Source organism: Mycobacterium shottsii (genome assembly GCF_010728525.1).
In the GTDB taxonomy this organism is placed as follows: Bacteria; Actinomycetota; Actinomycetes; order Mycobacteriales; family Mycobacteriaceae; genus Mycobacterium; species Mycobacterium marinum.
Window position 1 is genome coordinate 3851485 of record NZ_AP022572.1, and the last position, 25586, is coordinate 3877070.

22 protein-coding genes and 11 pseudogenes are annotated in these 25586 nt (G+C 64.8%); 23 read left to right on the forward strand and 10 right to left on the reverse strand.

Annotated elements, in window-relative coordinates; translation table 11 throughout:
• The first annotated feature begins 38 nt into the window (after positions 1-38).
• From G6N41_RS17685 to G6N41_RS17705, 5 genes and pseudogenes are all read left to right on the forward strand, one after another.
• Positions 39-912: pseudogene (locus tag G6N41_RS17685) on the forward strand (IS5 family transposase).
• 16 nt (positions 913-928) lie between these two features.
• A pseudogene (locus tag G6N41_RS17690) lies at positions 929-1192 on the forward strand (FAD-dependent oxidoreductase); the annotation flags it as partial.
• Between the two features lie 44 nt (positions 1193-1236).
• A pseudogene (locus tag G6N41_RS17695) lies at positions 1237-2235 on the forward strand (Gfo/Idh/MocA family protein).
• A gap of 258 nt (positions 2236-2493) precedes the next feature.
• On the forward strand, positions 2494-2739 hold the full coding sequence (locus G6N41_RS17700; RefSeq protein ID WP_020728904.1) for a hypothetical protein: 246 nt from the start codon (positions 2494-2496) through the stop codon (positions 2737-2739).
• Between the two features lie 94 nt (positions 2740-2833).
• Positions 2834-3701: pseudogene (locus G6N41_RS17705) on the forward strand (IS5 family transposase).
• 11 nt (positions 3702-3712) lie between these two features.
• On the opposite strand, the pseudogene G6N41_RS17710 reads toward G6N41_RS17705, so the two are convergent.
• The 4 genes and pseudogenes from G6N41_RS17710 to G6N41_RS17725 form a co-directional block, all read right to left on the reverse strand.
• Positions 3713-4069, reverse strand: a pseudogene (locus G6N41_RS17710) (glycosyltransferase); the annotation flags it as partial.
• A 102-nt stretch (positions 4070-4171) separates the two neighbouring features.
• The gene (locus tag G6N41_RS17715) at positions 4172-5041 is read right to left on the reverse strand and encodes a DUF4344 domain-containing metallopeptidase (protein WP_198965264.1); all 870 of its coding nucleotides are present in this window, start codon (positions 5039-5041) and stop codon (positions 4172-4174) included.
• 52 nt (positions 5042-5093) lie between these two features.
• On the reverse strand, positions 5094-6266 hold the full coding sequence (locus G6N41_RS17720; protein ID WP_198965265.1) for a cytochrome P450: 1173 nt from the start codon (positions 6264-6266) through the stop codon (positions 5094-5096).
• Positions 6267-6427: 161 nt separating this feature from the next.
• Positions 6428-6985: a hypothetical protein gene (locus G6N41_RS17725; protein WP_099052714.1), complete on the reverse strand. Its 558-nt coding sequence runs from the start codon at positions 6983-6985 to the stop codon at positions 6428-6430.
• On the opposite strand from G6N41_RS17725, the gene G6N41_RS28775 reads away from it, so the two are divergent.
• The 5 genes and pseudogenes from G6N41_RS28775 (at position 6894) to G6N41_RS17745 (ending at position 10382) form a co-directional block, all read left to right on the forward strand.
• A complete protein-coding gene (locus G6N41_RS28775; RefSeq protein WP_020728910.1) occupies positions 6894-7079 on the forward strand; it encodes a hypothetical protein in 186 nt (61 codons plus the stop codon). The two genes, G6N41_RS17725 and G6N41_RS28775, sit on opposite strands and share 92 nt — an antisense overlap.
• A 198-nt stretch (positions 7080-7277) precedes the next feature.
• Positions 7278-7502: pseudogene (locus G6N41_RS17730) on the forward strand (SDR family NAD(P)-dependent oxidoreductase); the annotation flags it as partial.
• A 171-nt stretch (positions 7503-7673) separates the two neighbouring features.
• A pseudogene (locus G6N41_RS17735) lies at positions 7674-9068 on the forward strand (WS/DGAT/MGAT family O-acyltransferase).
• A gap of 145 nt (positions 9069-9213) precedes the next feature.
• Entirely contained in the window at positions 9214-9999 is a 786-nt protein-coding gene (locus G6N41_RS17740) for a heavy metal-binding domain-containing protein (protein ID WP_198965266.1), read from the forward strand.
• Entirely contained in the window at positions 9999-10382 is a 384-nt protein-coding gene (locus tag G6N41_RS17745; protein WP_198965267.1) for a DUF5073 family protein, read from the forward strand. Before G6N41_RS17740 ends, G6N41_RS17745 begins: the two co-directional genes overlap by 1 nt.
• A gap of 39 nt (positions 10383-10421) precedes the next feature.
• Here G6N41_RS17745 and G6N41_RS17750 read toward each other — a convergent pair whose 3' ends face one another.
• On the reverse strand, positions 10422-10880 hold the full coding sequence (locus G6N41_RS17750; protein WP_020728914.1) for a hypothetical protein: 459 nt from the start codon (positions 10878-10880) through the stop codon (positions 10422-10424).
• 297 nt (positions 10881-11177) lie between these two features.
• On the opposite strand from G6N41_RS17750, the gene G6N41_RS17755 reads away from it, so the two are divergent.
• Positions 11178-11807, forward strand: a complete 630-nt coding sequence (locus G6N41_RS17755) for a TetR/AcrR family transcriptional regulator (protein ID WP_099052637.1) — start codon at positions 11178-11180, stop codon at positions 11805-11807.
• A gap of 113 nt (positions 11808-11920) precedes the next feature.
• On the opposite strand, the gene G6N41_RS17760 is transcribed toward G6N41_RS17755, so the two are convergent.
• Complete coding sequence (locus tag G6N41_RS17760) at positions 11921-12526, reverse strand: TetR/AcrR family transcriptional regulator (RefSeq protein WP_198965268.1); 606 nt, start codon at positions 12524-12526, stop codon at positions 11921-11923.
• Between the two features lie 261 nt (positions 12527-12787).
• Between G6N41_RS17760 and G6N41_RS17765 the strand changes: the two genes are divergently transcribed.
• Positions 12788-13333, forward strand: a complete 546-nt coding sequence (locus G6N41_RS17765; RefSeq protein ID WP_198965269.1) for an SAM-dependent methyltransferase — start codon at positions 12788-12790, stop codon at positions 13331-13333.
• A 66-nt stretch (positions 13334-13399) separates the two neighbouring features.
• Here G6N41_RS17765 and G6N41_RS17770 read toward each other — a convergent pair whose 3' ends face one another.
• Entirely contained in the window at positions 13400-13774 is a 375-nt protein-coding gene (locus G6N41_RS17770; RefSeq protein ID WP_198965270.1) for a thioredoxin family protein, read from the reverse strand.
• Between the two features lie 134 nt (positions 13775-13908).
• Between G6N41_RS17770 and G6N41_RS17775 the strand changes: the two genes are divergently transcribed.
• From G6N41_RS17775 to G6N41_RS17825, 11 genes and pseudogenes are all read left to right on the forward strand, one after another.
• Positions 13909-14178, forward strand: coding sequence for a metal-sensitive transcriptional regulator (locus tag G6N41_RS17775; protein WP_011740966.1), 270 nt, complete (start codon positions 13909-13911; stop codon positions 14176-14178).
• A 33-nt stretch (positions 14179-14211) separates the two neighbouring features.
• Positions 14212-14656, forward strand: a pseudogene (locus G6N41_RS17780) (DUF302 domain-containing protein).
• 63 nt (positions 14657-14719) lie between these two features.
• Complete coding sequence (locus G6N41_RS17785; RefSeq protein WP_011740968.1) at positions 14720-15082, forward strand: carboxymuconolactone decarboxylase family protein; 363 nt, start codon at positions 14720-14722, stop codon at positions 15080-15082.
• Between the two features lie 196 nt (positions 15083-15278).
• The gene (locus tag G6N41_RS17790) at positions 15279-17129 is read left to right on the forward strand and encodes a PE family protein (protein ID WP_198965271.1); all 1851 of its coding nucleotides are present in this window, start codon (positions 15279-15281) and stop codon (positions 17127-17129) included.
• Between the two features lie 158 nt (positions 17130-17287).
• Positions 17288-18529: an amino acid deaminase/aldolase gene (locus tag G6N41_RS17795; RefSeq protein WP_198965272.1), complete on the forward strand. Its 1242-nt coding sequence runs from the start codon at positions 17288-17290 to the stop codon at positions 18527-18529.
• Between the two features lie 67 nt (positions 18530-18596).
• Entirely contained in the window at positions 18597-19802 is a 1206-nt protein-coding gene (locus G6N41_RS17800) for a M28 family metallopeptidase (RefSeq protein ID WP_198965273.1), read from the forward strand.
• On the forward strand, positions 19799-21085 hold the full coding sequence (locus tag G6N41_RS17805) for a D-arabinono-1,4-lactone oxidase (RefSeq protein WP_198965274.1): 1287 nt from the start codon (positions 19799-19801) through the stop codon (positions 21083-21085). The genes G6N41_RS17800 and G6N41_RS17805 overlap by 4 nt, the downstream gene beginning before the upstream one ends.
• Positions 21086-21193: 108 nt before the next feature.
• Positions 21194-22089, forward strand: a pseudogene (locus G6N41_RS17810) (wax ester/triacylglycerol synthase domain-containing protein); the annotation flags it as partial.
• A 103-nt stretch (positions 22090-22192) separates the two neighbouring features.
• Positions 22193-22408 carry a hypothetical protein gene (locus tag G6N41_RS17815; protein ID WP_198968065.1) on the forward strand — a complete coding sequence of 72 codons (216 nt, stop codon included), beginning with the start codon at positions 22193-22195 and terminating at the stop codon, positions 22406-22408.
• Positions 22409-22480: 72 nt separating this feature from the next.
• Entirely contained in the window at positions 22481-22900 is a 420-nt protein-coding gene (locus G6N41_RS17820; protein ID WP_198913147.1) for a hypothetical protein, read from the forward strand.
• 5 nt (positions 22901-22905) lie between these two features.
• Positions 22906-23454: a hypothetical protein gene (locus tag G6N41_RS17825; protein WP_231608567.1), complete on the forward strand. Its 549-nt coding sequence runs from the start codon at positions 22906-22908 to the stop codon at positions 23452-23454.
• Between the two features lie 133 nt (positions 23455-23587).
• Here G6N41_RS17825 and istB read toward each other — a convergent pair whose 3' ends face one another.
• The 3 genes and pseudogenes from istB to G6N41_RS17840 all read right to left on the reverse strand — a co-directional run bounded on the left by istB (position 23588) and on the right by G6N41_RS17840 (position 25539).
• Positions 23588-24400: an IS21-like element helper ATPase IstB gene (gene istB / locus G6N41_RS17830; RefSeq protein ID WP_198965275.1), complete on the reverse strand. Its 813-nt coding sequence runs from the start codon at positions 24398-24400 to the stop codon at positions 23588-23590.
• Positions 24397-24657 (reverse strand): annotated as a pseudogene (locus tag G6N41_RS17835) (IS21 family transposase); the annotation flags it as partial. The gene istB and the pseudogene G6N41_RS17835, both read right to left, overlap by 4 nt.
• 10 nt (positions 24658-24667) lie before the next feature.
• Positions 24668-25539 (reverse strand): annotated as a pseudogene (locus G6N41_RS17840) (IS5 family transposase).
• Positions 25540-25586: the final 47 nt, after the last annotated feature.

Sequence of the window (25586 nt, forward strand, 5' to 3'; positions counted from 1 at the left end):
TGCTTAATGTGAATGGTGTTTTGGCTGATGCTGTTTGGGTGATGCGGACGCATGCGATTTCTGATGATTTGTGGTCGCTGATCGTGGCGGTGTTGCCTGCGGGGCGGCGGCGTGGCCGGCCGTGGAACGATCATCGACGTACTCTGGAGGGCATTATCTGGCGTTACCGTACGTGATCTCCGTGGTGTGACCTGCCCGAGCACTTCGGTCCCTGGCAATCGGTGGCCGAGAGGCATCTACGCTGGTCGGTCGATGGCATCTACGCGCGGATCTTCGCGGCGATCGCCTCTGACCTCGACGCCGAGGACGCCGACCTGGGCGCACTGTTGTCGGTCGATTCGACCAGTGTGCGCGCCCACCAACACGCAGCCGGAGCGCGCCCCGGGCGCCGCACAGGGGGATCTGTCGAATTACAAGAAATATCTCGATGAGCCCGATGACCACGCCATTGGGCGTTCCCGCGGCGGGCTGACTACCAAGATCCACGCCTTGACCGACCAGCTGTGCAGTCCGGTCACCCTGGCACTGTCGGCCGGTCAAGCCGGTGATAATCCGATGCTTTGGCCATTGCTGGCCGCCCGGTGCAGCAACTCATACGCCCCGTTTCGCCTGCTGGCGGACAAGGCGTACTCCCATGACTCGACGCGGGCACAGCTGCGCCGGCTCAAGATCGCCCATACCATCCCCGAGCGCAGCGACCAGATCACCCGCCGCAAAGCCAAAGGCCGCAACAGAGGACGGCCTCCGGGGTTCTCAGGCCGAATCTACAAGCACCGTAACACCGTCGAGCGAAGCTTCAACCGGCTCAAACACTGGCGCGCGGTCGCCACCTGCTACGACAAATACGCCCTGACCTACCTCGGCGGTGCCACCCTGGCCGCCATCATCACCTACCACCGCGTCCGCAATTAGCAGACAGGACCTAGTACACCGAGTCACCGGTCGGGACCTGGCGGCAGTGCACCGCCGCCGCGTCATCCCGACCGTGATAACCCAGGCCGTGCAACGGTTACTGCACCGGCGGCTGCTGGGACCGCTGCTCCGCGGCCAGGACGCGACCCCGCCGGCGGCCCTGCTCGGCCTGGTCGAGCGGGTGCCGTGGCTGTCGGTGATCCCGGCCTACTTTGTCGGGGTCGGGGTCCGGCCCGAGCATGCACCCGCCTTTGCTCGCCGGGGCGGCCGCACCGACTGATCAGGTGACACCGGCGGTGCCGGCGCAAGTGCTAGCGTCGGTCCGTGACCGGACACGGGAGCCCACTGCGGATCGGCATCGTGGGCGCGGCGCGGATAGCGCCGCAGGCGCTCGTCAAACCAGCTCAGGGCAACGTCGAAGCCGTGGTGGCCGCGGTCGCCGCACGTGATGGCGTACGCGCACAGGCCTGTGCCGCCAAACACGGCATCAGCCGGGTGCACAGCAGCTAAGAGGCGCTCATCGCCGATCCAACCCTCGATGCCGTCTACATCCCCCTGCCCAACGGCCTGCATGGCAGGTGGACCCAAGCCGCGCTGACCGCCGGAAAGCATGTGCTGTGTGAGAAGCCGTTCACCGCCAATGCCGCCGAGGCCGGCGAGATCGCCCAGTTGGCCGCGACCACCGATCGCGTGGTGATGGAGGCTTTCCACTACCGCTACCATCCGCTGACTCTGCGGATCGAGCAGATCATCGCCTCCGGGGAGCTGGGCACGCTGCAGCGGGTGGAGACGTCGATGTGTTTTCCGCTGCCAAAGTTCTCCGACATCCGTTACAACTACGCCCTGGCCGGAGGCGCGACGATGGACGCCGGCTGCTACGCGGTGCACATGGCTCGTACCTTCGGCGGCGGCACTCCGGAAGTGGTTTCAGGGCAAGCAAAACGGCGCGACTCGGAAGTGGACCGTGCGATGACAGCCGAGTTGCGTTTTCCGGCAGGCCATTCCGGTCGAATCCAGTGCTCGATGTGGTCGTCGCACCTGTTGAACATGAGCGCGCGGGTGGTTGGCGACCGCGGCGAGCTCCGGGTGCTGAACCCCGTTGTGCCCCAGCTCTTCCATCGGCTCACCGTCCAGTCGGCCATTGGCAGGAGGGTGGAACGCTTTCCCCGCCGGGCCTCGTATGCGTATCAACTCGACGCCTTTACCGGGGCAATACTGCGCGGCGAAGCGGTCAAGACGACACCGCAGGACGCGGTGCAGAACATGACGGTCATCGATGCCATCTACCGCGCCGCAGGCCTTCCGCTGCGCAATCCGAGCTGAACCTGGGGCGCGGTCGCAGCACGGATCTTGCGCCCGGTCATGTGGTATCTGCGATTGCTGGGACTGCTGTGGTTTGTGACTGACCCCACAAACCCCGGTCCCGGTGAAACGGTGGGGTTGAGCCCCAAAACCGCGGGTATATTCGTACTTGCGCAGGTTCTGAGGCCGGATCCAATAGACACGCAGCTGCTGGATACCAGACGCGTGAGTGGATCGATCGGATGATTCACGACATTCCGGCCGGAAGGAGGCTATGAAATGAACGTGAAGAAGTTTGCTGGAACAGTTGCGCTTGCGGGTGCGCTCGGCGCCACCACGCTCGGGTTGGGCGCGGGTATGGCATCGGCCAACCCGGGACCGCGGATACCCGGCCCGCCGGGACCGCACGTTGACGACTGGGCGAACTGGCACCAGGTACCGCCCGGCCAGATCAAGAAGGTGTGCCCGTGGCAGTCACCTCCTGGCCACTGGGTTGGGGGACCGCACGGCATTCCCTGCACCTGATCAACCAACGCTTCAAATTTCGCAAATGGGCGCCTAGCAACGGGCTAGGGCGTGTCTGCTTAATGTGAATGGCGTTTTGGCTGATGCTGTTTGGGTGATGCGGACGCATGCGATTTCTGATGATTTGTGGTCGCTGATCGTGGCGGTGTTGCCTGCGGGGCGGCGGCGTGGCCGGCCGTGGAACGATCATCGACGTACTCTGGAGGGCATTATCTGGCGTTACCGTACGGGATCTCCGTGGTGTGACCTGCCCGAGCACTTCGGTCCCTGGCAATCGGTGGCCGAGAGGCATCTACGCTGGTCGGTCGATGGCATCTACGCGCGGATCTTCGCGGCGATCGCCTCTGACCTCGACGCCGAGGACGCCGACCTGGGCGCACTGTTGTCGGTCGATTCGACCAGTGTGCGCGCCCACCAACACGCAGCCGGAGCGCCCCGCGCCGCACAGGGGATCTGTCGAATTACAAGAAATATCTCGATGAGCCCGATGACCACGCCATTGGGCGTTCCCGCGGCGGGCTGACTACCAAGATCCACGCCTTGACCGACCAGCTGTGCAGTCCGGTCACCCTGGCACTGTCGGCCGGTCAAGCCGGTGATAATCCGATGCTTTGGCCACTGCTGGCCGCCCGGCGCAGCAACTCATACGCCCGTTTCGCCTGCTGGCGGACAAGGCGTACTCCCATGACTCGACGCGGGCACAGCTGCGCCGGCTCAAGATCGCCCATACCATCCCCGAGCGCAGCGACCAGATCACCCGCCGCAAAGCCAAAGGCCGCAACAGAGGACGGCCTCCGGGGTTCTCAGGCCGAATCTACAAGCACCGCAACACCGTCGAGCGAAGCTTCAACCGGCTCAAACACTGGCGCGCGGTCGCCACCTGCTACGACAAATACGCCCTGACCTACCTCGGCGGTGTCACCCTGGCCGCCATCATCACCTACCACCGCGTCCGCAATTAGCAGACAGGACCTAGGCGCTCATGGGAAATCATGACCGTCGTGATCCCACACTCGCGACCCCAGCACCCCAGCGATCGCAGCGTGAGCCGGTCGGAGACCTCCACGGCGTCGGGATCAAGCGCGCCCAACAGTTCCCGCACCCGTCCCGGCATCACCGCGCGGTAGCCTCCGGTGAGCGGAATCAGCCTGGCGGGCAAGCCGATTCGTACGACACCGGTGTCCAAGCGACGTCGCCCGGCCTGCGCCCCCGGCACGATTAGAAACACCTCGTGCCCGCTGGCGCAGTATTCGGCGCCCAGCCGATCGACCGCCGTTCGCAGGCCACCCGAACGTGGTCCGTAGAAGTTGGCGACCTGAACCACACGCATACCCGTGAGAAAAACCGGCCCTTGTGTGCGATCAACGATGCGGAGCCGACGGCCATCTGAATTGTCCGTGAAATCTACTCGGGTCGTGCCGGGGACGACGGATCAGCTGGGCTTCTTCAAGTGCGGGCCCAGCATCTGATGCCACGCTTTCGACATGTTCTGGAACTCGTCCTCGCAATTGCCGGCGCGGTCTTCCGGCAAATCGCCGGAAGTAACGATGCCGGCATTGGCTGTCGTATCCGAGCCGTAGATCCAGCACTCCCAGTTGTACATCCGCGTGATGTCCATCGAATGCCTGTCCCAGAACGGGAGATCGTTGGCATCGCCGTCCTCTTTTGCGCTCAGCCTCCAGTCCTGCGCCGTGTTGGCCGCGATCCGGACGCCATTGGGATAGGGCGTTCCGTCTGCCCCGGGGGCCAGCAACATGAAAGCCGAGAGCTGGTCGGCGACATCCTCCTCACGACCGGTGAATGCCAGCTCGTAGATTGAGAGCGTGGCGTGGCCCAGCTCGTGATAGAAACCCGAAGTCGTCGCGTCCACCGCGGCGGTCGTCGAGTCCGGGTTGCCGCTTCCGGCGAACCGCTGCTCGCTTTGCTGGATGTCTTCGTAGCAGAGTTGTATCTCATTGACAATGGGATCCCAATAGTCGTTGGGTTCACCGCATTGCTTGCCGACCACGGTGATGTCGTAGGGCAGGTTCAAGGTGTCGTTGACCTGTGCCGCCACCGCTTCCAAGAGCTTTGCGTCCATCATGAGCCCTCGACCTTGCTCCGCATCCGGTGTCTGGGCGTCGTCGTAGCGGGTATTCACCTTGCCCGCTGAGGCGGCTTCGGTGGAACTGGCCGGCGTCGCAGCCTGGCTCTCGGACCCGGTCGAGGATGCATCGTCAGCCGATGGTGAGTTGGATCCGCCGCAGCCGGCCGACAGGAGCAGGGCGGCGATCGCAGCCATGGCAGTGAGCAGCCTACTCATCGATGCTCTCCTTCTTCGACACCACCCGCTGGGTCGTCATCGGCGGATTCAGCTATGAGGTGAACTGCAGCGGCAGCGTCGACAGGCCGAGAGTTGCCGATAGCCAATCGATCTCGGGCGTGTACCCGCACGCCAATTCAAACTGGGGTATCCGGCGCAGCCATTCACTTATCACCAGGCTCAGCTCCATCCGCGCCAGGTGTGAGCCCAGACAGCGGTGGGTGCCGCCACCGAAGCCCCAGTGCTTGTGCACCTTGCCGTCCATGACGACATCATTGACCGAGGTGGCGTCGCTGCCATCGCGATTGATCGCACCCAGGCACAACCACACCCTCGAACCCGCCGGAATCTTCGCGCCGGCGATGTTGACTTCTTGGGTCGTGACGCGCGGAACAACCGGCGCGGGAGGTTCGAGTCGGACGATTTCATCAACGAAAACTGCTATTTGGCTGGGGTTGTCGCGAAGTAGCCGGCACAATTGCGGGCGCCGAGCCAGCTCTAGCAGCGCTGGCCCGATCGCGGAGGTCACGGTGTCCAGGCCGGCAAGGACGAAGACGTAACTGAGCCCGAGTGCCTCGCTGTCATCGAGTGGGTCATCGCCGAGGAGCACCTGAGACAGAATGTCGGTACCCGGATGCCGGCGGTGGGCGGCAATGGCGTCGACAAGGTAGCTCGTGAGCTCGAGTGCGGGAGTCAGGTCAGCGTCGTCCAGGCTGGCGAGCAGGCCCAGGGCGATGATGGCGTCTTTCCAGCGGACCAAGCGGTCCCGATCTGCCAGCGAAAGGCCGAACAGCGTCAGGAACACCTGTGATGGATACGGGATCGCCAGCTCCGCGATCACCTCGCACTGGCTTCCGGCGGCGATCGCGTCGATGATCTCGATCGCCTGGGCTTGCAGTGACGGCAGCATGGTGGCCAGCGCATGTGGACTGAAGAACGGTTGCAGGACTTTCCGGAATCGAGTGTGCTCGGGTGGATCGAACGCAAGTGGTACCAGCGGCAATGGACTGCCCAATATGTCGAAGGCACGCTTGGAGGAGAAGACCTCGGGATGGCGCAGCGCATCGAGCACATCGGCGCGTCTGGTCAGGTAATAGAAGCCATCCCCGATCACCACCGGGCCTGCGTCGCGCAAGGCCGCCCATCCGCGCCCCCGGTCGGTAGCCATCGGCAGCTCCGCGTAGACAAAGTGTGGGATGTCCCGTTCGTCGCGCGGTGCGCTCATAGGGATATCTTCATCCCGGGATAGCCGCCTTGATAGTGCAATTCACGATTTTCGGGCCGACGCCGAAAGCGCGCCATCGGGAGCGGGGGAGCACGGCGGCGGTGTTGGTGGGCGCGCCCGGTGGTCCGTGTCCACCCCGCGCTGAGCGGTATCGGGACCGCTCAGCCGGTGAGGCCCTTCTTGATCGCCGCATCTTGCTTGCGGCCCACGTCGGTGACGAACTCGGGTGGCGCCGGGATTTCGGCCGGCCCATCGAATTCCAGCTCGGCCAACGCCCGACCTTGGGTGAACAGCAGCACCGTCACCCCCTTTGTCCCGTCCGGTGAGAGCCCGGTGATTGCGATCCCGCCAACACCGACGTCGAACGGATCGGGGGTTCCTGTGACGATGCCGTCCAGGGCGTTCTTGCGCTGATCGAGCGCACTGGTCGCGGCGGCGGGATCCGGCAGGATCCAGATGGTGTCATTGATGACGTGGCTACGGTCGTCGTTGCTGAAGCTCGTGGAAACGCCGGGGCGCCCATCCGGGTTCCGCACGGGCGGGCTAGCGGTGAATGCCTCGGGCGCGTCGATCTCTGAAGCCTGGATCAGCAGCCGGGCATAATCGGCCGGATCCGTCGGCGCGGCGGTGGCCGCCGAACTTGCGCTGCTCGCATTCGAGGGGCTCGACTGGCTCGACGATGACGGCGATGACCCCGTATTGCTGCTACAGCCGACCAGCGCGGTTGCGGCAAGCGTCACCGTCGCAGTCAAGGTGACGGCCAACGTGGAGGTGTTCTTCAAGGCAAGCTCCGTTCGCCAGGCTCAAGTGTGAGACGACGGCAGCGTGCCGCGCCTTGCCCAAGCTAGCCCGGGCAAGGCGCTTCCGTCGGGCTCTTAGTATTCCTGCTACGTGGCCAAGAACCGGCGTTGCCGGTTCAGCGCGAGTCACGACGCGAAGCAGGCGACTCCTCGAGTCGTCACCTCGAGGATGGACAGCCCGGCGCTGGACTGAGCGGATTGCGGGGAACCGATGAGCGACCGAGACCTCCTGGCCGGACGGGGCGTTGTCGTGGTCGGAGGCAGCCGCGGCATCGGACGCGCCGTCGCCGAACTGCTGGCCCGACGCGGTGCCGGCGTGGTGATCAGCGGACGCGAGCCGGACGCCGTACATGACGCAACCGAGGCGGTTATCTCCGCGGGCGGTAGCGCCACCGGTATCGCCGGCGCGGCGGACCACGAAGACACGGAAAATGCGCAAGATCGTCATGTCGTGCTCACCAAACGGGGCGCGCAATGTGGCGCGCACCGATACGAAATCAACTCCAAATGTCTTGTACGGGAGCGTAGTTGCACGCTTCCCAGCGTCTGCGCGTACAAGCATATCCGGGGCGGAAGATGTGAATCACTCTAGTCGGGCGGGGCGGCCATGGAACGATTGAGCGGACTTGATGCGTTTTTCCTTTATCTGGAGACTCCAGCGCAACCAATGAACGTGTGTTGCGTGCTGGAGCTGGACACTTCGACCATGCCGGGCGGATACCGGTACAAGCGGTTTCATGCGGCCCTGGCCAGACACCTACAAGCGGTGCCGGAGTTTCGGATGAAGCTCGCCGATACCCAGCTCAACCTCGATCACCCGGTGTGGGTGGACGACGAAGGCTTTGAGCTGCGCCGCCATGTACACAGGGTCGGGCTGCCAGCGCCCGGAGGCCGTCACGAACTAGCCGAGATGTGTGGCCATATCGCGGGACTTGCGCTGGACCGGGATCGTCCCCTTTGGGAGATGTGGGTGATCGAAGGCGGAGCCCGGAATGACTCGGTGACGGTGATGCTCAAGGTTCACCACGCAGTGGTCGATGGGGTTGGCGGAGCCAACCTGCTCGCCCACTTGTGCAGCTTTCAGGCCGATGGGCCGGTACCCCTGCCGGCCCGCGGTGCCGGCCCTGGGCATCCATTGCAGATCGCCACGAGCGGACTGATGGGGTTTGCGCTGCGGCCGCTACGGCTGGCCACGGTGGTGCCGGCAACGATCCGGACGCTGGCTCAGACGGTGCTACGCGCTCGCGAAGGCCGCACCATGGCCGCACCGTTCTCGGCCCCACCGACGCCGTTCAACGGCAACGTCACTCGGCATCGCAACGTCGCGTTCACTCAGCTCGACATGCGCGACGTGAAGCGGGTAAAGCAGCGTTTCGGCGTGACCGTCAACGACGTGGTGGTGGCGCTATGTGCGGGGGTCTTGCGCCGGTTCCTGCTGGAGCGCGGTGAACTGCCCGATACGCCACTGGTCGCGACCGTGCCGGTATCAGTGCACGAGAAGTCCGACCGGCCCGGACGTAACCAAACCACTTGGATGTTCTGCCGGGTGGCAAGTCAGATTGGCGATCCTGCGGAACGCATTCGTGCCATCGCCAAAGGGAATGCCGCCGCCAAAGATCACACCGCAGCGGTGGGCCCTACCCTCTTGCATGATTGGACTCAGTTCGGCGGCCCGACCATGTTCTCGAGCCTGCCTCGCATTCCGATATCCCGCAGTCCCGCCTACAACTTGATCCTGTCGAATGTGCCAGGCCCGCAGACTCAGTTGTACTTCTTGGGTTGCAGGGTTGACGCGATGTGTCCGCTCGGCCCGATCCTGGGGGGTGCTTGACTCAACATCACCGTCATGTCGCTCAACGGTGAACTGGGAATTGGCCTCATCTCCTGCCCGGACCTGGTCCCTGACCTGTGGGGACTTGCCGACGGATTCCCGGATGCGTTGAAAGAACTGCTCGAATGTCGCGACGTCCGGTGCGCAGACAGCGACCTTGTCGACGTCTGATCGGTCGCCGATTCGATAACTGACCGGCCTGCATCCGGCCGGTGGCGGTAAGCACTCACCGACCCCCTCGTCCAAGTCGCAGATAACGCGTCTGCGATGCGCCGCTGCGGCTACGCTGTCCCGGACCGCAGGAGGGTATTTGACGATGCAACCCAACCAGCTCGACCCAGTCGCCAAGGAGCGGCTGTCCCACGCTGCAAAGGTCTTCACCTCTGACTTGTCGATCAACGAGTTCGCCCTCCTGCACGGGGCGGGGTTTGAACCGATCGAACTCGTGATGGGCGTTTCGGTCTACCACGTTGGCTACCAGTTCACCGGCATCAGACAGCAATCGGAGCTGCCGGTGCTGACCGACGCGACCTATCGCGCCCGCTGGAACGCGATGTCGCGGATGCAGGCCGAAGCCGATGCGTTGGGCGCGGACGGAATTGTCGGGGTCCGACTGGACTGGCGCCATCAGGGTGAAGGACAACATCTCGATTTCATCGCCGTCGGCACCGCTGTCCGCTACACCGCCAAGCCCGGGGCCTTTCGGCGTCCCAACGGACAAGCGTTTACCAGCCATCTATCCGGCCAGGACCTGACGACCCTGCTGCGTTCGGGATTCGCGCCCGTGGCATTCGTGATGGGCAATTGCGTGTTCCACATTGCGGTCCAAGGATTCTTGAAGACGCTGAGTCAGGTTGGGCGCAACGTCGAGATGCCGCAATGGACTCAGGGCAGCTACCAGGCCCGCGAACTTGCGATGTCTCGGATGCAGGCCGAGGCGGAACGGGACGGCGCCTCCGGAGTCGTGGGTGTGCACTTCGCCATCTCCAACTATGCGTGGGGACATCACACGGTGGAGTTCTATGTGGCCGGAACGGCAGTGCGTCGCAGCGGCGAACCGCAGAGCATCACGCCGTCATTCGTTCTGCCGATGAGTGGTTGATGACCGGGTACGACCAGCAACGGGTCAGCGATGCCGTGGGGGCAGCGTTGGCCGGCCCGGGGGGAGTCGGGATGTTGGTCAAGGTCTTTTGCGCAGTTCCGGGGGTCGTTCTCACCCCGGCCCGGCGCGGATTCTTTCGATCGGAACCGGAACGAATCTTGATCGGTGACTGGCGCTACGAGGTCACCTCGGATGGCCGGCTGAGCGCATCTCATCTGGTCAACGGCATCGTATTGGCCGAGCAGGTGCTGGCCGCGGGGGCGGTCGGTCCGCACATCGCCCGCGCGCTCGCACAACTGGTCAGCCACTACGGGCCGACGATCCAGCCCGGGATCGACGCGGCGCTCGAGATGCTGGAAACCTTTGGCAGCCGCGGGTACTGAAGGCACCATCGCGGTGACCGATGGCGATCCGCCCGCACGTCAGGTTTGGTCTTGCCCACGTGCCGTCAGCGAGGTTATGGCCCGAAACACACCGCGTCCCGCGTAGACCGCCGCTACACAAGAAAGCACGATCAGCGCGATGAATGTCGGTAGCCAATTGGCTCGACTATGACTAACGCCCCACCAGACGAAGGTGAAGAGCACCACACACAACAGGAGCACAACATCTCTCCAGTTGCCCTGGTAGGAGGCGGCCGCCTGGCGCAGCGCGCGGCTCCTATCGGTGGCGCTGACCAGGTCATCGATGCGTGAATCGATCGTGCGCTGCAGATCCGCGCGCCGCTCGGTGGCATCCGGTGGAAGCCGATCCAGCAGGTCCATGTCCTGCTTGATCGTCGCCCGATAGTCGGGTCGCTTGAATTGACCAGCCGAAACGGCAAGCAGTGCGCCACCGAATATGGGCGCCGTGTTCAGCGCAATCTCCGCCAGACCCACCATAGCGACTCCTCATCAGCGTGGTGCTCAACCTCAGCTCGTAGCGGATCTCCGAACTCGGCCGATCGATCAAACCGTTAGCGCAAATAAGCCGGGTTCGTGCTGCTAGTGCCCGGATACGGCTAGGCACGGTTTGGTGGGGATTTCGTCGTAGTCATTGGCAAACCGGTGTTCGGCGAATTTCGGGTATCCGTGCGGATCCTGGCACACGGAGGCCGCTGAGCGAATCTGTTGGCTGGATTTCGTGGCTGCTGTGTGGTGCCCGCGTGGCGGCGGAATGCGAGCACTAGCATGCCGGGAATGACAGATCTGGGCGTGCAGGGACGGCGTACGAACCGGCGCGGACATGCGACGCGCGAGAGCATGTTGGAGGCGGCGCTACGCTCGCTGGCCTCTGGTGACCCGGGCGCGGCTTCGGCGAATCGCATCGCCAAGGAATGCGGAGCCACGTGGGGCGCGGTGAAGTACCAGTTTGGCGACATCGACGGGTTCTGGGCAGCGGTGCTGCATCGCACGGCTGAGCGGCGTGGGGAGTTGCCGTCGAATGCCGTCTCCGGCGGCCCACTACCGGAGCGAGTTGCCGCCATCATCGACACCTTGTACGAGGGACTGACGTCCACTCACTCCCGGGCCATCGAGACATTGCGCAGGGCACTGCCCAACAATCGTGAGGAACTCGAACGAAACTATCCGCTTACGGCCGCCGAACTGTCATCGTGGCAGCGCAGCTGGGCCTTGGCCTGCCAGAAGGCGTTCGCCGGCTTGGAGGTCGACCCCAATCGGGTACGAGAAGTGGCCGCGTTCATCCCGGGTGCGATGCGTGGGATCACCTCCGAGAAGCAACTGGGGACATACTCAGACCTCGATGAGGCGCGCCGCGGGCTGACCAACGCCATTGTCGCCTATCTGGAGAACTCCGGCGCCCGCTGAGGTTTTCATTCTTGCCCGCGGAGGCCGGGTTGCCAATGCCCGTCGACGGCACGATCCGCTGCCACATCTGTGATCGGAAGCCGCGATCGGATTGCGCTGCGCCCGATTAGTTTTCAGGCGACGGCCGCGCCGAGGATGAGGTTCACCGCCTCGTCAAGTTGTCCGGCTATCTCCTCGTAACTGAGGAATCTCGCGGTCATCAGGGCGCCGGAAAACGTCATCTGCAGTGTCGACTTGACCGAGCGTGGCCAACCCGGTCCCAGCGCGGCGCCGATCCGCCTCGCTACTTCCTCGCCGATCTGCGCGCGCAGCGGTTGCACTGCCGGATCGTCGGCCATCAACGCGGTGCCGCAGGCGGCGGTCAGTTCGGGTTCGTCGGCCACCACCATCGCCATATCCCGCATGGTCGCGCTCACCCGGGTCTTGGTGGTGTCGTTGACATCCGTATGCAGTGGCAGGTCGCGCAGCAGCCGGAGGTAGACCGCCGCGACCAGAGCGCTCTTCGAAGGAAAGTAGGTGTAGGCACTGGCCGGCGATACCCCGGCGCGAGCCGCAACCGCGCGCATAGTCAGGTTGGCGAATGATGTTGCGCGGAGTTCGTCCAATCCGGCTTCAAGCACCTTGCGGATGTTCTGCGCCGGCCGCCGATCCGATCGGCGCCCCGCCGCCACGGGTGCGCCGGTGTCGACATCGGGTGGATCGGCGTTATCGCTAGACACGAGTCCAGTGTAGGAATACCCGGGCTCGCCCGACAACGTCACCCCGAAACTCGAGCGGATCGGCTATTAAGGCTATTGCCAAGTGATTAATTGGACGTTCCGGTCCTGATCCGTGGCGACAGGGGCGCCAGCGCCCAGTCCATAAGTAGACATATGTCCAGAACTGTGGAGCGGGTGGACCGCCCGAGTATTCGTTACCCGGGGTGTTCTCCCACCGCTCAGGTTCGCCGGTGTTGTCGCGGTCGTCGTATGGTGGCGCGTGTGGCCGAGTCCGACCGCCGTCGCTGGGACCGGCGCTACGCGAGCCTAGGGCCCGCAGCGGTGAGCGCGGCGCGTCCGCCGGCCCTACTACAGGCTCACCTGAAGTTGGTTCCCCCCGCGGGCAGGGCTCTCGATCTGGGGTGTGGACAAGGGCTCGGCGCGGTCTGGTTGGCCCGCCGGGGTCTGGATGTCTTGGGGCTCGACATTTCCCCTGTGGCAATCGCCCAGGCGCGAGATTTGGCTGAGCGCAGTGGGGTTAGCGCGCGATGCCGCTTCGACGTTGTCGACCTCGACGACGGCCTGCCGGATGGACCGCCTGTCGACGTGATCGTGTGTCACAACTTTCGGGACCGCCGCCTCGACGCGGCCATTATCGAGCGGCTGGCGCCGGGCGGGCTGGTCGCCCTCGTCGCTTTGAGCGAGGTCGGCGCCGCTGCGGGAACGTACCGGGCCGCCGCCGGTGAGTTGTCCGCCGCGTTTGCCGAACTCGACCCGATCGCCGCGGGTGAAGGTGACGGGCGGGCTTGGCTGCTGGCGCGCGCGTAACGCGCGCCGACCGGCAAGCCCGCGACCGCCCCGGGCGTACATGGTCTATGGTCCCGGCAGAATCGGCTACCCCGCCGTGGCGGCTTTGCGGGCGGCGATCGTGGCGTGCACCTTGTCCATGTCCAGTGACTTCATCTGGCCGATCAGGTCTTCGAGGACGGCCGAGGGCATGGCACCGGGCTGGTTGTAGAACAGCACGCCGTCCCGAAACGCCATTACCGTCGGAATTGAGCGCACGCCCGCCGCGGCCGCCAGCTCTGGCTCCGCTTGTGTATCAACCTTGGCGTGCAGGACGTCGGGGTGGGCCTGCGCCGATCGTTCATAGGTTGGCGCGAAAGTGTGGCAGGGGCGGCAGTAGGAAGCCCAAAAGTCAACCAGAACAAGAGAATTATCGGTGACGGTCGACTCGAAGGTGTCGTGGTTGAGGCTGACGGTAGGCATTGTGTGTCCTTTCTTTCGGGGATACCCACTCGGACAACTGATACCCATAGGGGTATATTCTCTGTATCGAGCCACTGGCCGTTTTATACCCCCCGGGGTACTATGCGGTAACGCTCAACGAGAGAGGACTCATCGTGATTGGTGATCAGGACAGCATGGCTGCCGTGCTGAACAGGTTGCGCCGTGCCCAGGGGCAGCTTGCCGGAGTGATCTCAATGATCGAACAGGGCCGCGACTGCAAAGACGTGGTTACCCAGCTTGCCGCGGTATCACGCGCCCTGGACCGCGCCGGGTTCAAGATCGTCGCGACCGGGCTGCGGGAATGTGCGCTGGGCGCCACGGCCGACGGCGCACCGCCACTGACTGAAGCCGAATTGGAAAAGCTGTTTCTGGCGCTGGCCTGAACAGCGTTAACGAAGGATAGGGAGGCACTGGTAATGAATCTTGCGTTGTCGACCACGCTGCACACGAGCTTTGACGAGGCAGTCAAACTCACCCGCGGGGCGCTGGCCGGGCAAGGCTTCGGCGTTCTGACCGAGATCAATGTGTCTGACCGAGATCAATGTGAAGGAAACGCTGAAAGCCAAACTCGGCGAAGACATGGAGGACTACCTGATCCTCGGCGCCTGCAACCCACCCCTGGCCCACCGCGCTATCGGGGTCAATCGTCAGATCGGCACGCTGTTGCCGTGCAACGTCGTGGTGCGGGCGGACCCCGAGCGGGACGGGACCATCATCATCGAGGCGATGAATCCCCAGATGATGGCGGACGTGACCGGCGAACCGATGCTGGTGCCGATCGCCGAAGAGGTTTCGGGCAAGCTGAAGGCGGTCATCGGCGAATTGGAGAATTCCAGCGTCGCCAATCCGTCGCAAGTGTGACCGTCGATCCGAGTCCACCCATTCCGCCTAACACCCAAGGGGGGTAATACAGCTATGTCAGATATGTCAGACCAGCACCATCACGAGGTTCTCGAGGAATTGCGGCCCCAACACCGGGCGCTTCGTCAGCAGATCCCGGAGGTCTACAAGGGATTCGCGGCGCTCAGCGGTGCCGCCTTCGCCGACGGCTCCCTCAGCCGCAAGGTCAAGGAGCTCATGGCGATGGCGATCGGTGTCGTGGAAGGGTGTGACGGCTGCATTGCCTCCCATGCCCAGGCTGCCGCACGTGCGGGGGCCACTCCGGAGGAAGCCGCTGAGGCCATCGGCGTCACCATCTTGATGCACGGCGGACCGGCCACGATTTACGGTGCGCGGGCCTACACCGCGTTTTGCGAATTCGCGGAGGCCCAAACCAACGCCACCTGATGGTCTCAGCTGCTGCGCGGCGTTCCCGGAAGCGTCGGAAGTGCGGCCGGCTGAAACGTTCCGGCGCTATCGAGCGAAACGCTTGATAGGTCACCCGCAAATGCGGGGTGTGCTGACTTGATAGCGATACCCTTGCCGAGGGTTCGATGGCGACCGGGCGGCTGCCGGGTCTGTGTGACTTGGTGGGAGGTCACTGATGTCGTATCTCATCGCAGCGCCAGAGATGGTGGCTGCGGCGGCTACCGATCTGGCGAGCGTTGGCTCATCGATAAGCGCGGCCAATGCCGCCGCCGCTGCCCCAACGATGTCGGTGCTTGCCGCTGGCGCTGACGAGGTATCGGCTGTGGTCGCGGCGTTGTTCGACGCACATGCCCAGGCCTATCAGTCCCTGAGTGCGCAGGCCGCGCTGTTTCATGAGCAGTTCGTGCAGGCGCTCAACGCGGGTGCGGGTTCCTACGCTCTGGCCGAGGCGGCCAGCGTCTCACCCCTGCAGGACACGCTGAACCTGATCAATGCACCGACCCAGGCGCTCTTCGGCCGGCCGCTGATCGGCAATGGCGCAGACGGGGCGCCGGGAACCGGGCAAAGCGGTGGTAATGGCGGGTTTCTGTACGGCAACGGCGGCAACGGCGGGTCCGGCGCCAACAATCAGGGTGGGGGCAACGGCGGCAGTGTCGGGCTCTGGGGTAACGGCGGCAGCGGCGGAGCCGGGGGAGACTCCACCGTAGCGGGTGGCAACGGATTCAACGGGGGTGCCGGGGGCAGCGGCGGGCTGCTGTGGGGCAACGGCGGCGGCGCTCCGCTAGCCGGGTTTGTGGGTACCAGCGGCGGAAACGGCGGCAACGGTGGAGGGGCAGGACTGCTCTACGGCTACGGAGGTGCCGGTGGCGCCGGCGGGACCGGCGGGGTGGCGCTGCCCACCGGCGTCGGGCAGACCATTCTGTCGGCGGGCGGCGTTGGCGGGACCGGGGGTGCCGGCGGCGGTGGTGCGGCTCTGATCGGCTTCGGTGGTGCCGGCGGCACCGGTGGCACCGGTGGGCTCAGCGACACGACGACCGAGACCATCGGCGGATATGGCGGCATGGGCGGGCTCGGTGGTCAGAGCGGGGTCCTGTTCGGCACGCCCGGTGCGGGTGGGGCCGGTGGCGCCGGAGGTGCCGGCGTCGGGACGTTCGCGAGCCCCGGTGGACATGGCGGCTCCGGCGGCGATGCCGGCGCAATTGGTTTGTTCGGCAACGGCGCGGCCGGCGGCGACGGCGGTATCGGGGGCGATGGCGCCAGCGGTGGCAATGACGGGGGCAACGGCGGGGTGGGTGGCCTCGGTGACGTTGGCGGCCCGGGCGGCTGGATCTTCGGCACGGGCGGGGCCGGCGGTAACGGTGGCCTCGGTGGTTCCGGAGGCACGGGCGTCGTCACCAACGGTTTTGCCGGCTCAGGGGGCTTTGGTGGGGCCGGCGGTGACGCCCAGTTCCTTGGTTTCGGCGGCACCGGCGGCAGCGGTGGCGGTATCGGTGCCGGTGAAACCGCAGCGGTGCCGTTGACAACCCAGCCGGTGGGCGGGACTGGCGGCAATGGTGGGCGAGCCGGGCTGTTCTTCGGGGTCGGCGGGACCGGGGGCAACGGTGGGGCCACCAGCACCAACGGGGCGCTGTATGCCACCGGCGGCAACGGCGGTGACGGCGGCCTGATCTTCGGCAACGGCGGTACAGGCGGAAACGGTGGCGCGGGCGGGGGCACCAGCGTCGGCGCGGGCGGCCAGGGTGGCGCGGCCTCGGCGTTCTTCGGCAATGGCGGAGCCGGCGGCGATGGCGGCGCGGGCGGCAAGGGAGCGGGCGGTGCCGGCGGCTCGGGTGCGCGGTTCTTCGGCAACGGCGGTGCCGGGGGCAACGGTGCGCCAGGGGGCACGGGCGTCGGTGGTACCGGCGGCAGTGCGGTGCTCATCGGCAACGGGGGCGACGGCGGCGACGGTACCGGAGGCGCGGCCGGTGGCGCCGGCGGTAGCGGCGGATTCATCTTCGGCCAGAACGGGTCGAACGGACTTCCCTAGCGCGCACGGACCCCGCCGGCAGCAGTTCAAGGGAAATCTGCACATCCCTGCGCAAATTCGCAGGCGATCCGCACACAATGTGGCATATCCGGTGATCCCTGGGCGCAACATTTCCGATCCTCTGTCACTGCGTGGGCCACGTTCAGTAGGGTGGCGGCGTGCACGAGGTGGGTCGCGAGCAACGCTCGGACGAGATGGCCAGGCTAGATGAGCAGAATCGGTTACAGCGGTACGAGGAAGCGTTTGCCGACCAAGATGCACCGTTTGCGTTCGTGGACCTCGACGCGATGTGGAGCAATGCCGGCCAAATGCTTTCGCGCGCGGGCGACAAGCCGATCAGGGTGGCGTCCAAGTCATTGCGATGCAGGCCGCTGCAGCGCGAAATCCTGGACTCGAACCCACGATTCGAAGGTCTGATGACCTTCACGCTGGCCGAGACCCTCTGGCTGGCCGGACAGGGCTTCGACAACCTGTTGATTGCCTATCCGACAACCGATCGCACCGGGCTGCGTGAGCTGGGCGAGCTAACCGCCGAAAACCCCGCGCGGGCGCCGATCGTCATGGTCGATAGCGTCGAACACCTCGACCTGATCGACCGAGCAACCGACAGGCCGGTTCGGCTGTGCCTGGACCTCGACGCCGGCTATTGGCGAGCGGGAGGACGGGTCAAGGTCGGCCCGAAGCGCTCACCGTTGCACACCCCCGAACAAGCACGCGAGCTTGCGCTGGAGATCGCCCGGCGGCCACGGCTGAGACTGGTCGCACTCATGTCCTACGAAGGCCACATCGCCGGGTTCGGGGACCAGGTGGCAGGCAAATTCGCCCAAAACGCGATCGTGCGCTGGATGCAGCGCGAATCCTTCGCAGAGCTGCGCGAACGCCGCGCTCGCGCCGTTGAACTGGTCAGCGAGGTCGCTGAACTCGAGATCGTCAATGCCGGCGGCACCGGAGACCTTCAACTGGTCGCCCACGAGTCCGCGGTCACCGAAGCGACCGCCGGCTCCGGGTTCTACGCGCCGACATTGTTTGACTCCTACTCGGCGTTCTCCCTGCAGCCAGCGGCGATGTTTGCGTTGCCGATATGCCGCCGACCCGGAGCCAAGACCGTCACCGCGCTCGGCGGCGGCTACCTGGCCAGCGGAGTCGGAGCAAAAGACCGGATGCCCAGCCCCTATCTGCCCAGCGGGTTGAAGCTCGACCCGATGGAGGGCACCGGCGAGGTGCAGACACCGCTGTCGGGCCGCGCGGCGCGACGGCTCAAGGTTGGCGACAAGGTCTACTTCCGCCACACCAAGGCCGGCGAACTCTGTGAGCGATTCGATCGCTTGTATCTGGTTCGTGGCGCGCAGGTCGTCGACGTCGTCCCGACCTACCGGGGTGAGGGACGCACATTTCTCTAACGAGCCAATAGCCTTCGGCGCCGGAAAAGGTTTGCCTCGCTTACGAATTGCGCGATAAGGAGCTGCAATGAGTCCGATCACGGTACTGCCTACCGAGCTTGCCACGATGCGCACGATCATCGAGACGCTGGCACCGATCGAGCGATCGGCCGGTGACCTGGGTGAGCACGAGGCGGCACTGCGGATCGTGGACTGGCTTGATGCGGCTGGGGCGCAACATGCACGTATCGAAGAGGAGCAGTTCTACGACGGCTATCCGCAGCTACACGCCAGATTGTCGGCGGTCGGGGTCGGCGCGGCCGCCGCCGGGCTGATCAGTCGGCGGCTGCGCGGCGTTGCCGTGCTCGCCGGCGTGGGAGCCGGACTGGCGATCGCCGATGACTGCTCGAACGGGGTGCGCATCGCACGCAAGTCGCTCCAACAGCGGCGAACGACGTGGAATGTTGTGGCCGAGGCCGGAGACCTTGACGGGCAGGAGACGGTTGTGGTGTGCGCCCACCATGACGCCGCCCACAGCGGAAAGTTCTTTGAGCCGGGCTATCAACGCTTCTTTGTCGAGCGGTTCCCGGGGATTGTCGAGCGCATTGACACCTCGCTACCGAACTGGTGGCCGTCAATCTTGGCGCCGATCGTCGCCGGTGTCGGTGCTTGGCGCGGTAGCCGGAAAACGATGATCGCGGGCGCAGCCATGAGCGCGATCGGAGTAGCGGCGTTCACCGACATCGCTCGCAGTCCAATCGTGCCCGGGGCCAACGACAACCTCTCGGCCGTCGCGTTGCTTGTTGCACTCGCCGAGCGGCTACGCGAGCGACCGGTGCCGGGCGTGCGGGTGCTACTGGTGTCACTCGGCGCCGAAGAACAACTGCAGGGTGGCGTTTACGGATTTGTCGCCCGCCACAAGCCCGAACTGGACCGGGACCACACGTATTTCCTCAATTTCGACACCATCGGCTCGCCCGAACTCATCATGCTCGAAGGTGAAGGCACCACGGTTATGGAGGATTACTACCATCGGCCATTCCGTGACCTGGTGGCGCGTGCCGCCGACCGGGCCGAGGCGCCGCTGCGGCGCGGCATGCGCTCTCGCAACAGCACCGACGCCGTGATCATGAGCCGGGCGGGTTACCCGACGGCGTGCTTCTCGTCGATCGACCGCCACAAAGCGCTGTCGAATTACCATCAGATGTCCGATACGCCGGACAACGTCAATTATGAGACGGTGGCACACGCGGTCACCGTGGCCGAGTCGGTAGTGAGGGAGTTGGCGCGGTGAAAACTGTGTGGAGAAATTGGGCCGGCGAGCAGTACTGTGCGCCGTCGGAGATTGTCCGGCCAGCTTCGGAAGCCGAATTGGCAGAGCTTGTCGCAAAAGCCGGCCAGCGCGGCGAGCGAGTGTGCGCGGTCGGCAGCGGGCACTCGTTCACCGACTGCGCATGCACTGACGGAGTGATGGTCGACATGGCCGGGATGCAGCGGATCGTCAACGTGGATCCCGAGGCCGGGCTGGCCACTGTCGAGGGCGGGGCCAAACTGCGTCCACTCTTTTCGCAGCTCGCAGAGCACGGTCTGGCGCTGGAAAACCAGGGCGACATCGACAAGCAGTCCATCACCGGTGCGACCGCGACCGCGACGCATGGGACCGGAGCCCGCTTCGCCAACGTGTCGGCGCAAATCGTTGCGCTACGACTGGTCACCGCCAGCGGTGAGGTCCTAGAGCTATCCGAGGGTGATGACTATCTGGCAGCACGGGTGTCTATCGGCGCTCTCGGGGTGATTTCGCAGCTCACCCTCAAGGTAGTGCCGCTGTTCACGTTGCATCGTGACGACGAGCTCAAGCCCCTCGCTGAAACGCTCGAGCGGCTCGATGAGCATGTCGACAACAACGACCACTTCGAGTTTTTCGTGTTTCCCTATGCCGAGACGGCGCTGACAAGGACCACGCGCCGCAGCGAAGAGCCCCCCATGCCCGTACCCGAGTGGAGGCGTCGGGTGGGGGACCAATTCGAAAACGTTGGATTAGGCCTTGTCTGCCGGACCGGTCGGCAGTTCCCCAGCACAGCACCGAAACTGAATCGTCTATTGACGAGTTTGATGTCGCCCTCGAGCGTGCAAGATCGTGGTTGGAAGGTCTACCCGAGTCCGCGCAACGTCAAATTCACCGAGATGGAGTACGCGATTCCGCGTGAGAATGCGCGGGAGGCGGTTCGCCGCGTCATCGAGGTCGTGCGCCGTCGCGACTTGCCGATCATGTACCCCCTCGAGGTCCGCTTCAGCGCTCCCGACGATGCGTTTCTGTCCACCGCCTACGAGCGGGACACCTGCTATATCGCGGTGCATCAGTACACCGGGATGGAATTCGAGACCTACTTCCGGGCGGTCGAAGCGATCATGGATGAGTACGGCGGCCGGCCACACTGGGGCAAGCGTCACTATCAACGGGCTGCCAGCCTGCGGGAGCGCTATCCGGCCTGGGACCGCTTCACCGCGGTCCGCGACCGGCTGGATCCCAACCGCGTCTTTCTCAATGACTACACCCGGCGGGTGCTGGGCGCCTGACCCGGGGGTCGACTAACGGCCCCAATTCATGGGGACCAAAGTCATTGGCGGCCAACACGCTAGTGACCCCGGTCATGGACTGGCGTACGTTTTGTGCGTGGAGTCAACATGACCGAATTCATGCGCAATATTGACGCGTTTACCTGGTCGATGGAAAGCGATCCGCGCCTTCGATCCACCGTCGTCACGGTCTTGTTTCTGGATCGATCTCCGGATTGGGATGAGGTTCGCCAGCGGTTCGACCTGATCAGCCGTGAGATGCCGATGTTTCGGCAGCGGGTGGTGGAATCCCCGCCACCCGCTCCGCCTCGATGGGAGCCCGACGCCGACTTCGAGTTGGACTACCACATGCGGCGGGTGACGGTGTCCGGAGCCGGGACGTTCGAGGATGTGCTCGAGATGGCCTGGTTGGCCGAGATGCAAGACTTCGACCGGGCCAGGGCGCTGTGGGAGACGACGCTGATCGAGGGCCTCTAAGATGGTGGTGCCGCCGTGATCTGCAAGTTCCACCACGCGCTCACCGATGGTGTCGGTGGCGTCCAGATCGCCATGCACCTGTTTGACCTGTCCGCAGAGGTCGGTGCACACCCGTCGCTGCCGGCGGTTGCGGAACTGCCCCGGCATTCGTGGCTCGACGGGTACCGCGACTCCTGGCGCTACGGTGTGTCCATGCTGGCCAGAGCGTTAACCGGAGCGATCAAGGGGGGCCGCTGTTGCTGTACAACAGCCTGCGGCGGCCTGTAGTGACAGCGCGATCGGCCGCAGCCAACGCCGCCTCGGTTTACCGAACCGTTCGGCCACTGAACCACACCGGTTCTCCGCTGATCAAGGAACGCAGTTTGATCCGGCATCTCGGCGTCCTCGAGGTGCCTCGGCTGCAGTTGCGCGAGGCCGCCCACCGATGCGGGGGTGCACTCAACGACGCATTCGTGGCCGGAGTGGCCGGTGGACTACGCCTTTATCATGAGAAACACGGTGTCGGCGTTGGTGACCTACACCTGACGACGGCAAGCATCACGAGAAATGCCCGTGAAGCGTCCTCGGTGGATCACGTAAAAATGCCCGCGAAACGGTCGATCCTTGGCAGGCATGGGAAGTGGGCTGTCGATGTCGTCTCGGGCCGAGATCACCGCGAAGTTCGACAGGGGGTATGTGGGGGCGCCGAAGGCGGGCAAGGGGCAGATTCTGGATCAGGTGGTGGCGGTCACCGGCTGGTCGCGTGACAACGCCCGGCGGCGGTTGAGGGCGGCGGCCGCGCCGCCGGGAGCGGGTCGGCAGGTCGCCAAACGGATTTGCCGGCAACGTAATCCGAAGTACTCCTAGGATGCGCTCAAGGTGTTGCAGAAGGTGTGGGCGGCCTCAGGCGGGCAGTGCGGCCGGTACCTGGCCGCTTCCATGGCACTTCAGTTGGATGCTCTAGAACGCCACGGCGAACTGGTGGACGGCCGTGACCGTTACGGCCCGGCGGTGCGTGCCGAGCTGTTGGCGATGAGCAGCGCCACGATCGACCGCTACCTGCGCGGCGCCAAGGCCCGCGACCAGATCTCGGGTGTGTCGACGACGAAACCCTCCCCGCTGCTGCGGTCCTCGATCACCATCTGCAAAGCAGGCGATGAGGCCGAAGAATCTCCGGGGTTCTTCGAAGGCGACACCGTGGCGCACTGCGGCCCGACACTGAAAGGTGAGTTCGCCCGCACGGTCAACCTCACCGACATGCACATCGGCTGGGTGTTCACCCGCACGGTGCGCAACAACGCCCACCCCCACATCCTGGGCGCCCTCAAAACCGGAATTACTAAAATCCCTATAAGGTAACGGGTTTGGACTTCGACAACGGCACCGAATTCCTCAATAAGGCGGTCATCAAGTGGGCCGCGGACATGGAGATCTTCTTCACCCGCTCACGGCCCTACAAGAAGAACGACCAGGCCACCATCGAGTCCAAAAACAACCACCTCGTGCGTCGCTACGGGTTCTACTACCGCTACGACACCGACGAAGAACGCGCCGTGCTCAACCGGCTGTGGCACCTGGTCAACGACCGGCTCAACTACCTGACCCCCACCATCAAACCCATCAGCTACGGCTGCAGCCGCGACGGTCACCGCCGCCGGCTCTACGACAAGCCCCAGACCCCCCTGGACCGGCTGCTGGCCGCCGGAGTCCTCTCAGCGGCCCAACAAACAGAGCTGCTCACCTACCGCAACAGCCTCAACCCCGCCGCGATCGCCCGCCAGATCGCCGACCTGCAAGCCGCCCTGCTCAGACTCGCCAAAGACAAGACCGAACAGCTCTACCTCGCCGCCATACCCGCCGCTCTACCCGCCCTCAAAGCCGGCATCCGCATCAAAAGCAAGACCACCAGCTGACCCCGATTTCGCGGGCATTCCTTACGTGATGCATGAACCAGGTTTCGCAGGCATCTTGACTTGATGCATCACGTGGCCAAGTTGAAGTATCCGCTGGTGGCCAGATAGAAGTATCCACCCCGGGCGGTAGTTCCTAGGTTGGTGTGGGTTGCTCCTTCCGGTGCTGGGCGTCCTTCATGCGGTAGGAGTCGCCGTCGGTGATGACGAGGCTGGCGTGGTGTAGCAGGCGGTTGAGGATGCTGACTGCGGTGGTCTGCTCGGGCAGGAACCGGCCCCATTGTTCGAAGGGCCAGTGTGACCCGATGGCCAGGCTGCGGCGTTCGTAGGCGCCGGCGACCAAGCGGAACAGCAGTTGGGTACCGGTGTCATCGAGTGGGGCGAAGCCGAGTTCGTCCAAGATGATCAGGTCGACCCGCAGCAGCGATTCGATGATCTTGCCGACGGTGTTGTCGGCCAGGCCGCGGTAGAGGGTCTCGACGAGATCAGCGGCGGTGAAGTAGCGGACCCTGAGCCCGGCGTGGATCGCCGCGGTCCCCAACCCGATCAGGGTGTGGGATTTGCCGGTGCCGGCCGGGCCGATGATCGCCAGGTTCTGTTGGGCCCGTATCCATTCCAGACTTGACAGGTAGTCGAAAACCTTCGGCGGGATCGACGAGGCGGCCACGTCGAAGGACTCCAACGTTTTCGAGACGGGGAACGCGGCGGCCTTGAGTCGGTTGACGATGTTGGAGGCATCCCGGGCGGCCAGTTCGGTCTCGACGAGCGTGCGCAGCACTTCCTCAGGAGTCCAGCGTTGGGTCTTGGCGGTCAGCAAGACCTCGGGTGCGCTGCGCCGCACCGCGGCCAACTTCAACCGCCGCAGCCCGGCATCCAGATCAGCGGCCAGCGGCGGCACCGACGGCGGCGCCACGGGTTCGACGGCAGTCGTTGGTGATGTCGTGGTCATGAGATCACCTCGTCATCGGCTCCGACGGGTCCGATCTTGTAGGCGTCCAGGGAACGCATCGGGGCGACCGGTAGGTCCAGAATCAGCGCATCCCTGGCAGGGCGGGGTTGTGGGGTTCCGGTGCCGGCGGCCAGGATGGAGCGCACGTCGGCGGCCCGGAACCGGCGAAACGCTACCGCCCGGTGCAGCGCCGCGATCAGCGCGTCGGTGCCGTGGGCGGCCCCCAGGGCGAGCAGGATCTCCAGCTCTGCGGCTAGGTCCTGTCTGCTAATTGCGGACGCGGTGGTAGGTGATGATGGCGGCCAGGGTGACATCGCCGAGGTAGGTCAGGGCGTATTTGTCGTAGCAGGTGGCGACCGCGCGCCAGTGTTTGAGCCGGTTGAAGCTTCGCTCGACGGTGTTGCGGTGCTTGTAGATTCGGCCTGAGAACCCCGGAGGCCGTCCTCTGTTGCGGCCTTTGGCTTTGCGGCGGGTGATCTGGTCGCTGCGCTCGGGGATGGTATGGGCGATCTTGAGCCGGCGCAGCTGTGCCCGCGTCGAGTCATGGGAGTACGCCTTGTCCGCCAGCAGGTGATACGGGGCGTATGAGTTGCTGCACCGGGCGGCCAGCAGTGGCCAAAGCATCGGATTATCACCGGCTTGACCGGCCGACAGTGCCAGGGTGACCGGACTGCACAGCTGGTCGGTCAAGGCGTGGATCTTGGTAGTCAGCCCGCCGCGGGAACGCCCAATGGCGTGGTCATCGGGCTCATCGAGATATTTCTTGTAATTCGACAGATCCCCCTGTGCGGCGCCCGGGGCGCTCCGGCTGCGTGTTGGTGGGCGCGCACACTGGTCGAATCGACCGACAACAGTGCGCCCAGGTCGGCGTCCTCGGCGTCGAGGTCAGAGGCGATCGCCGCGAAGATCCGCGCGTAGATGCCATCGACCGACCAGCGTAGATGCCTCTCGGCCACTGATTGCCAGGGACCGAAGTGCTCGGGCAGGTCACGCCACGGAGATCCCGTACGGTAACGCCAGATAATGCCCTCCAGAGTATGTCGATGATCGTTCCACGGCCGGCCACGCCGCCGCCCCGCAGGCAACACCGCCACGATCAGCGACCACAAATCATCAGAAATCGCATGCGTCCGCATCACCCAAACAGCATCAGCCAAAACACCATTCACATTAAGCAGACACGCCC

What these genes read in the sequence shown, in the direction of transcription:
- G6N41_RS17700 (WP_020728904.1), top strand. Translation starts at nt 2,494, where the DNA reads ATGAACGTGAAGAAGTTTGCTGGAACAGTTGCGCTTGCGGGTGCGCTC.
- G6N41_RS17715 (WP_198965264.1), bottom strand. Translation starts at nt 5,041, where the DNA reads ATGAGTAGGCTGCTCACTGCCATGGCTGCGATCGCCGCCCTGCTCCTG.
- G6N41_RS17720 (WP_198965265.1), bottom strand. Translation starts at nt 6,266, where the DNA reads ATGAGCGCACCGCGCGACGAACGGGACATCCCACACTTTGTCTACGCG.
- G6N41_RS17740 (WP_198965266.1), top strand. Translation starts at nt 9,214, where the DNA reads ATGCAACCCAACCAGCTCGACCCAGTCGCCAAGGAGCGGCTGTCCCAC.
- G6N41_RS17745 (WP_198965267.1), top strand. Translation starts at nt 9,999, where the DNA reads ATGACCGGGTACGACCAGCAACGGGTCAGCGATGCCGTGGGGGCAGCG.
- G6N41_RS17750 (WP_020728914.1), bottom strand. Translation starts at nt 10,880, where the DNA reads ATGGTGGGTCTGGCGGAGATTGCGCTGAACACGGCGCCCATATTCGGT.
- G6N41_RS17755 (WP_099052637.1), top strand. Translation starts at nt 11,178, where the DNA reads ATGACAGATCTGGGCGTGCAGGGACGGCGTACGAACCGGCGCGGACAT.
- G6N41_RS17770 (WP_198965270.1), bottom strand. Translation starts at nt 13,774, where the DNA reads ATGCCTACCGTCAGCCTCAACCACGACACCTTCGAGTCGACCGTCACC.
- G6N41_RS17785 (WP_011740968.1), top strand. Translation starts at nt 14,720, where the DNA reads ATGTCAGACCAGCACCATCACGAGGTTCTCGAGGAATTGCGGCCCCAA.
- G6N41_RS17790 (WP_198965271.1), top strand. Translation starts at nt 15,279, where the DNA reads ATGTCGTATCTCATCGCAGCGCCAGAGATGGTGGCTGCGGCGGCTACC.
- G6N41_RS17800 (WP_198965273.1), top strand. Translation starts at nt 18,597, where the DNA reads ATGAGTCCGATCACGGTACTGCCTACCGAGCTTGCCACGATGCGCACG.
- G6N41_RS17815 (WP_198968065.1), top strand. Translation starts at nt 22,193, where the DNA reads ATGTCGTCTCGGGCCGAGATCACCGCGAAGTTCGACAGGGGGTATGTG.
- G6N41_RS17820 (WP_198913147.1), top strand. Translation starts at nt 22,481, where the DNA reads ATGGCACTTCAGTTGGATGCTCTAGAACGCCACGGCGAACTGGTGGAC.
- istB (WP_198965275.1), bottom strand. Translation starts at nt 24,400, where the DNA reads ATGACCACGACATCACCAACGACTGCCGTCGAACCCGTGGCGCCGCCG.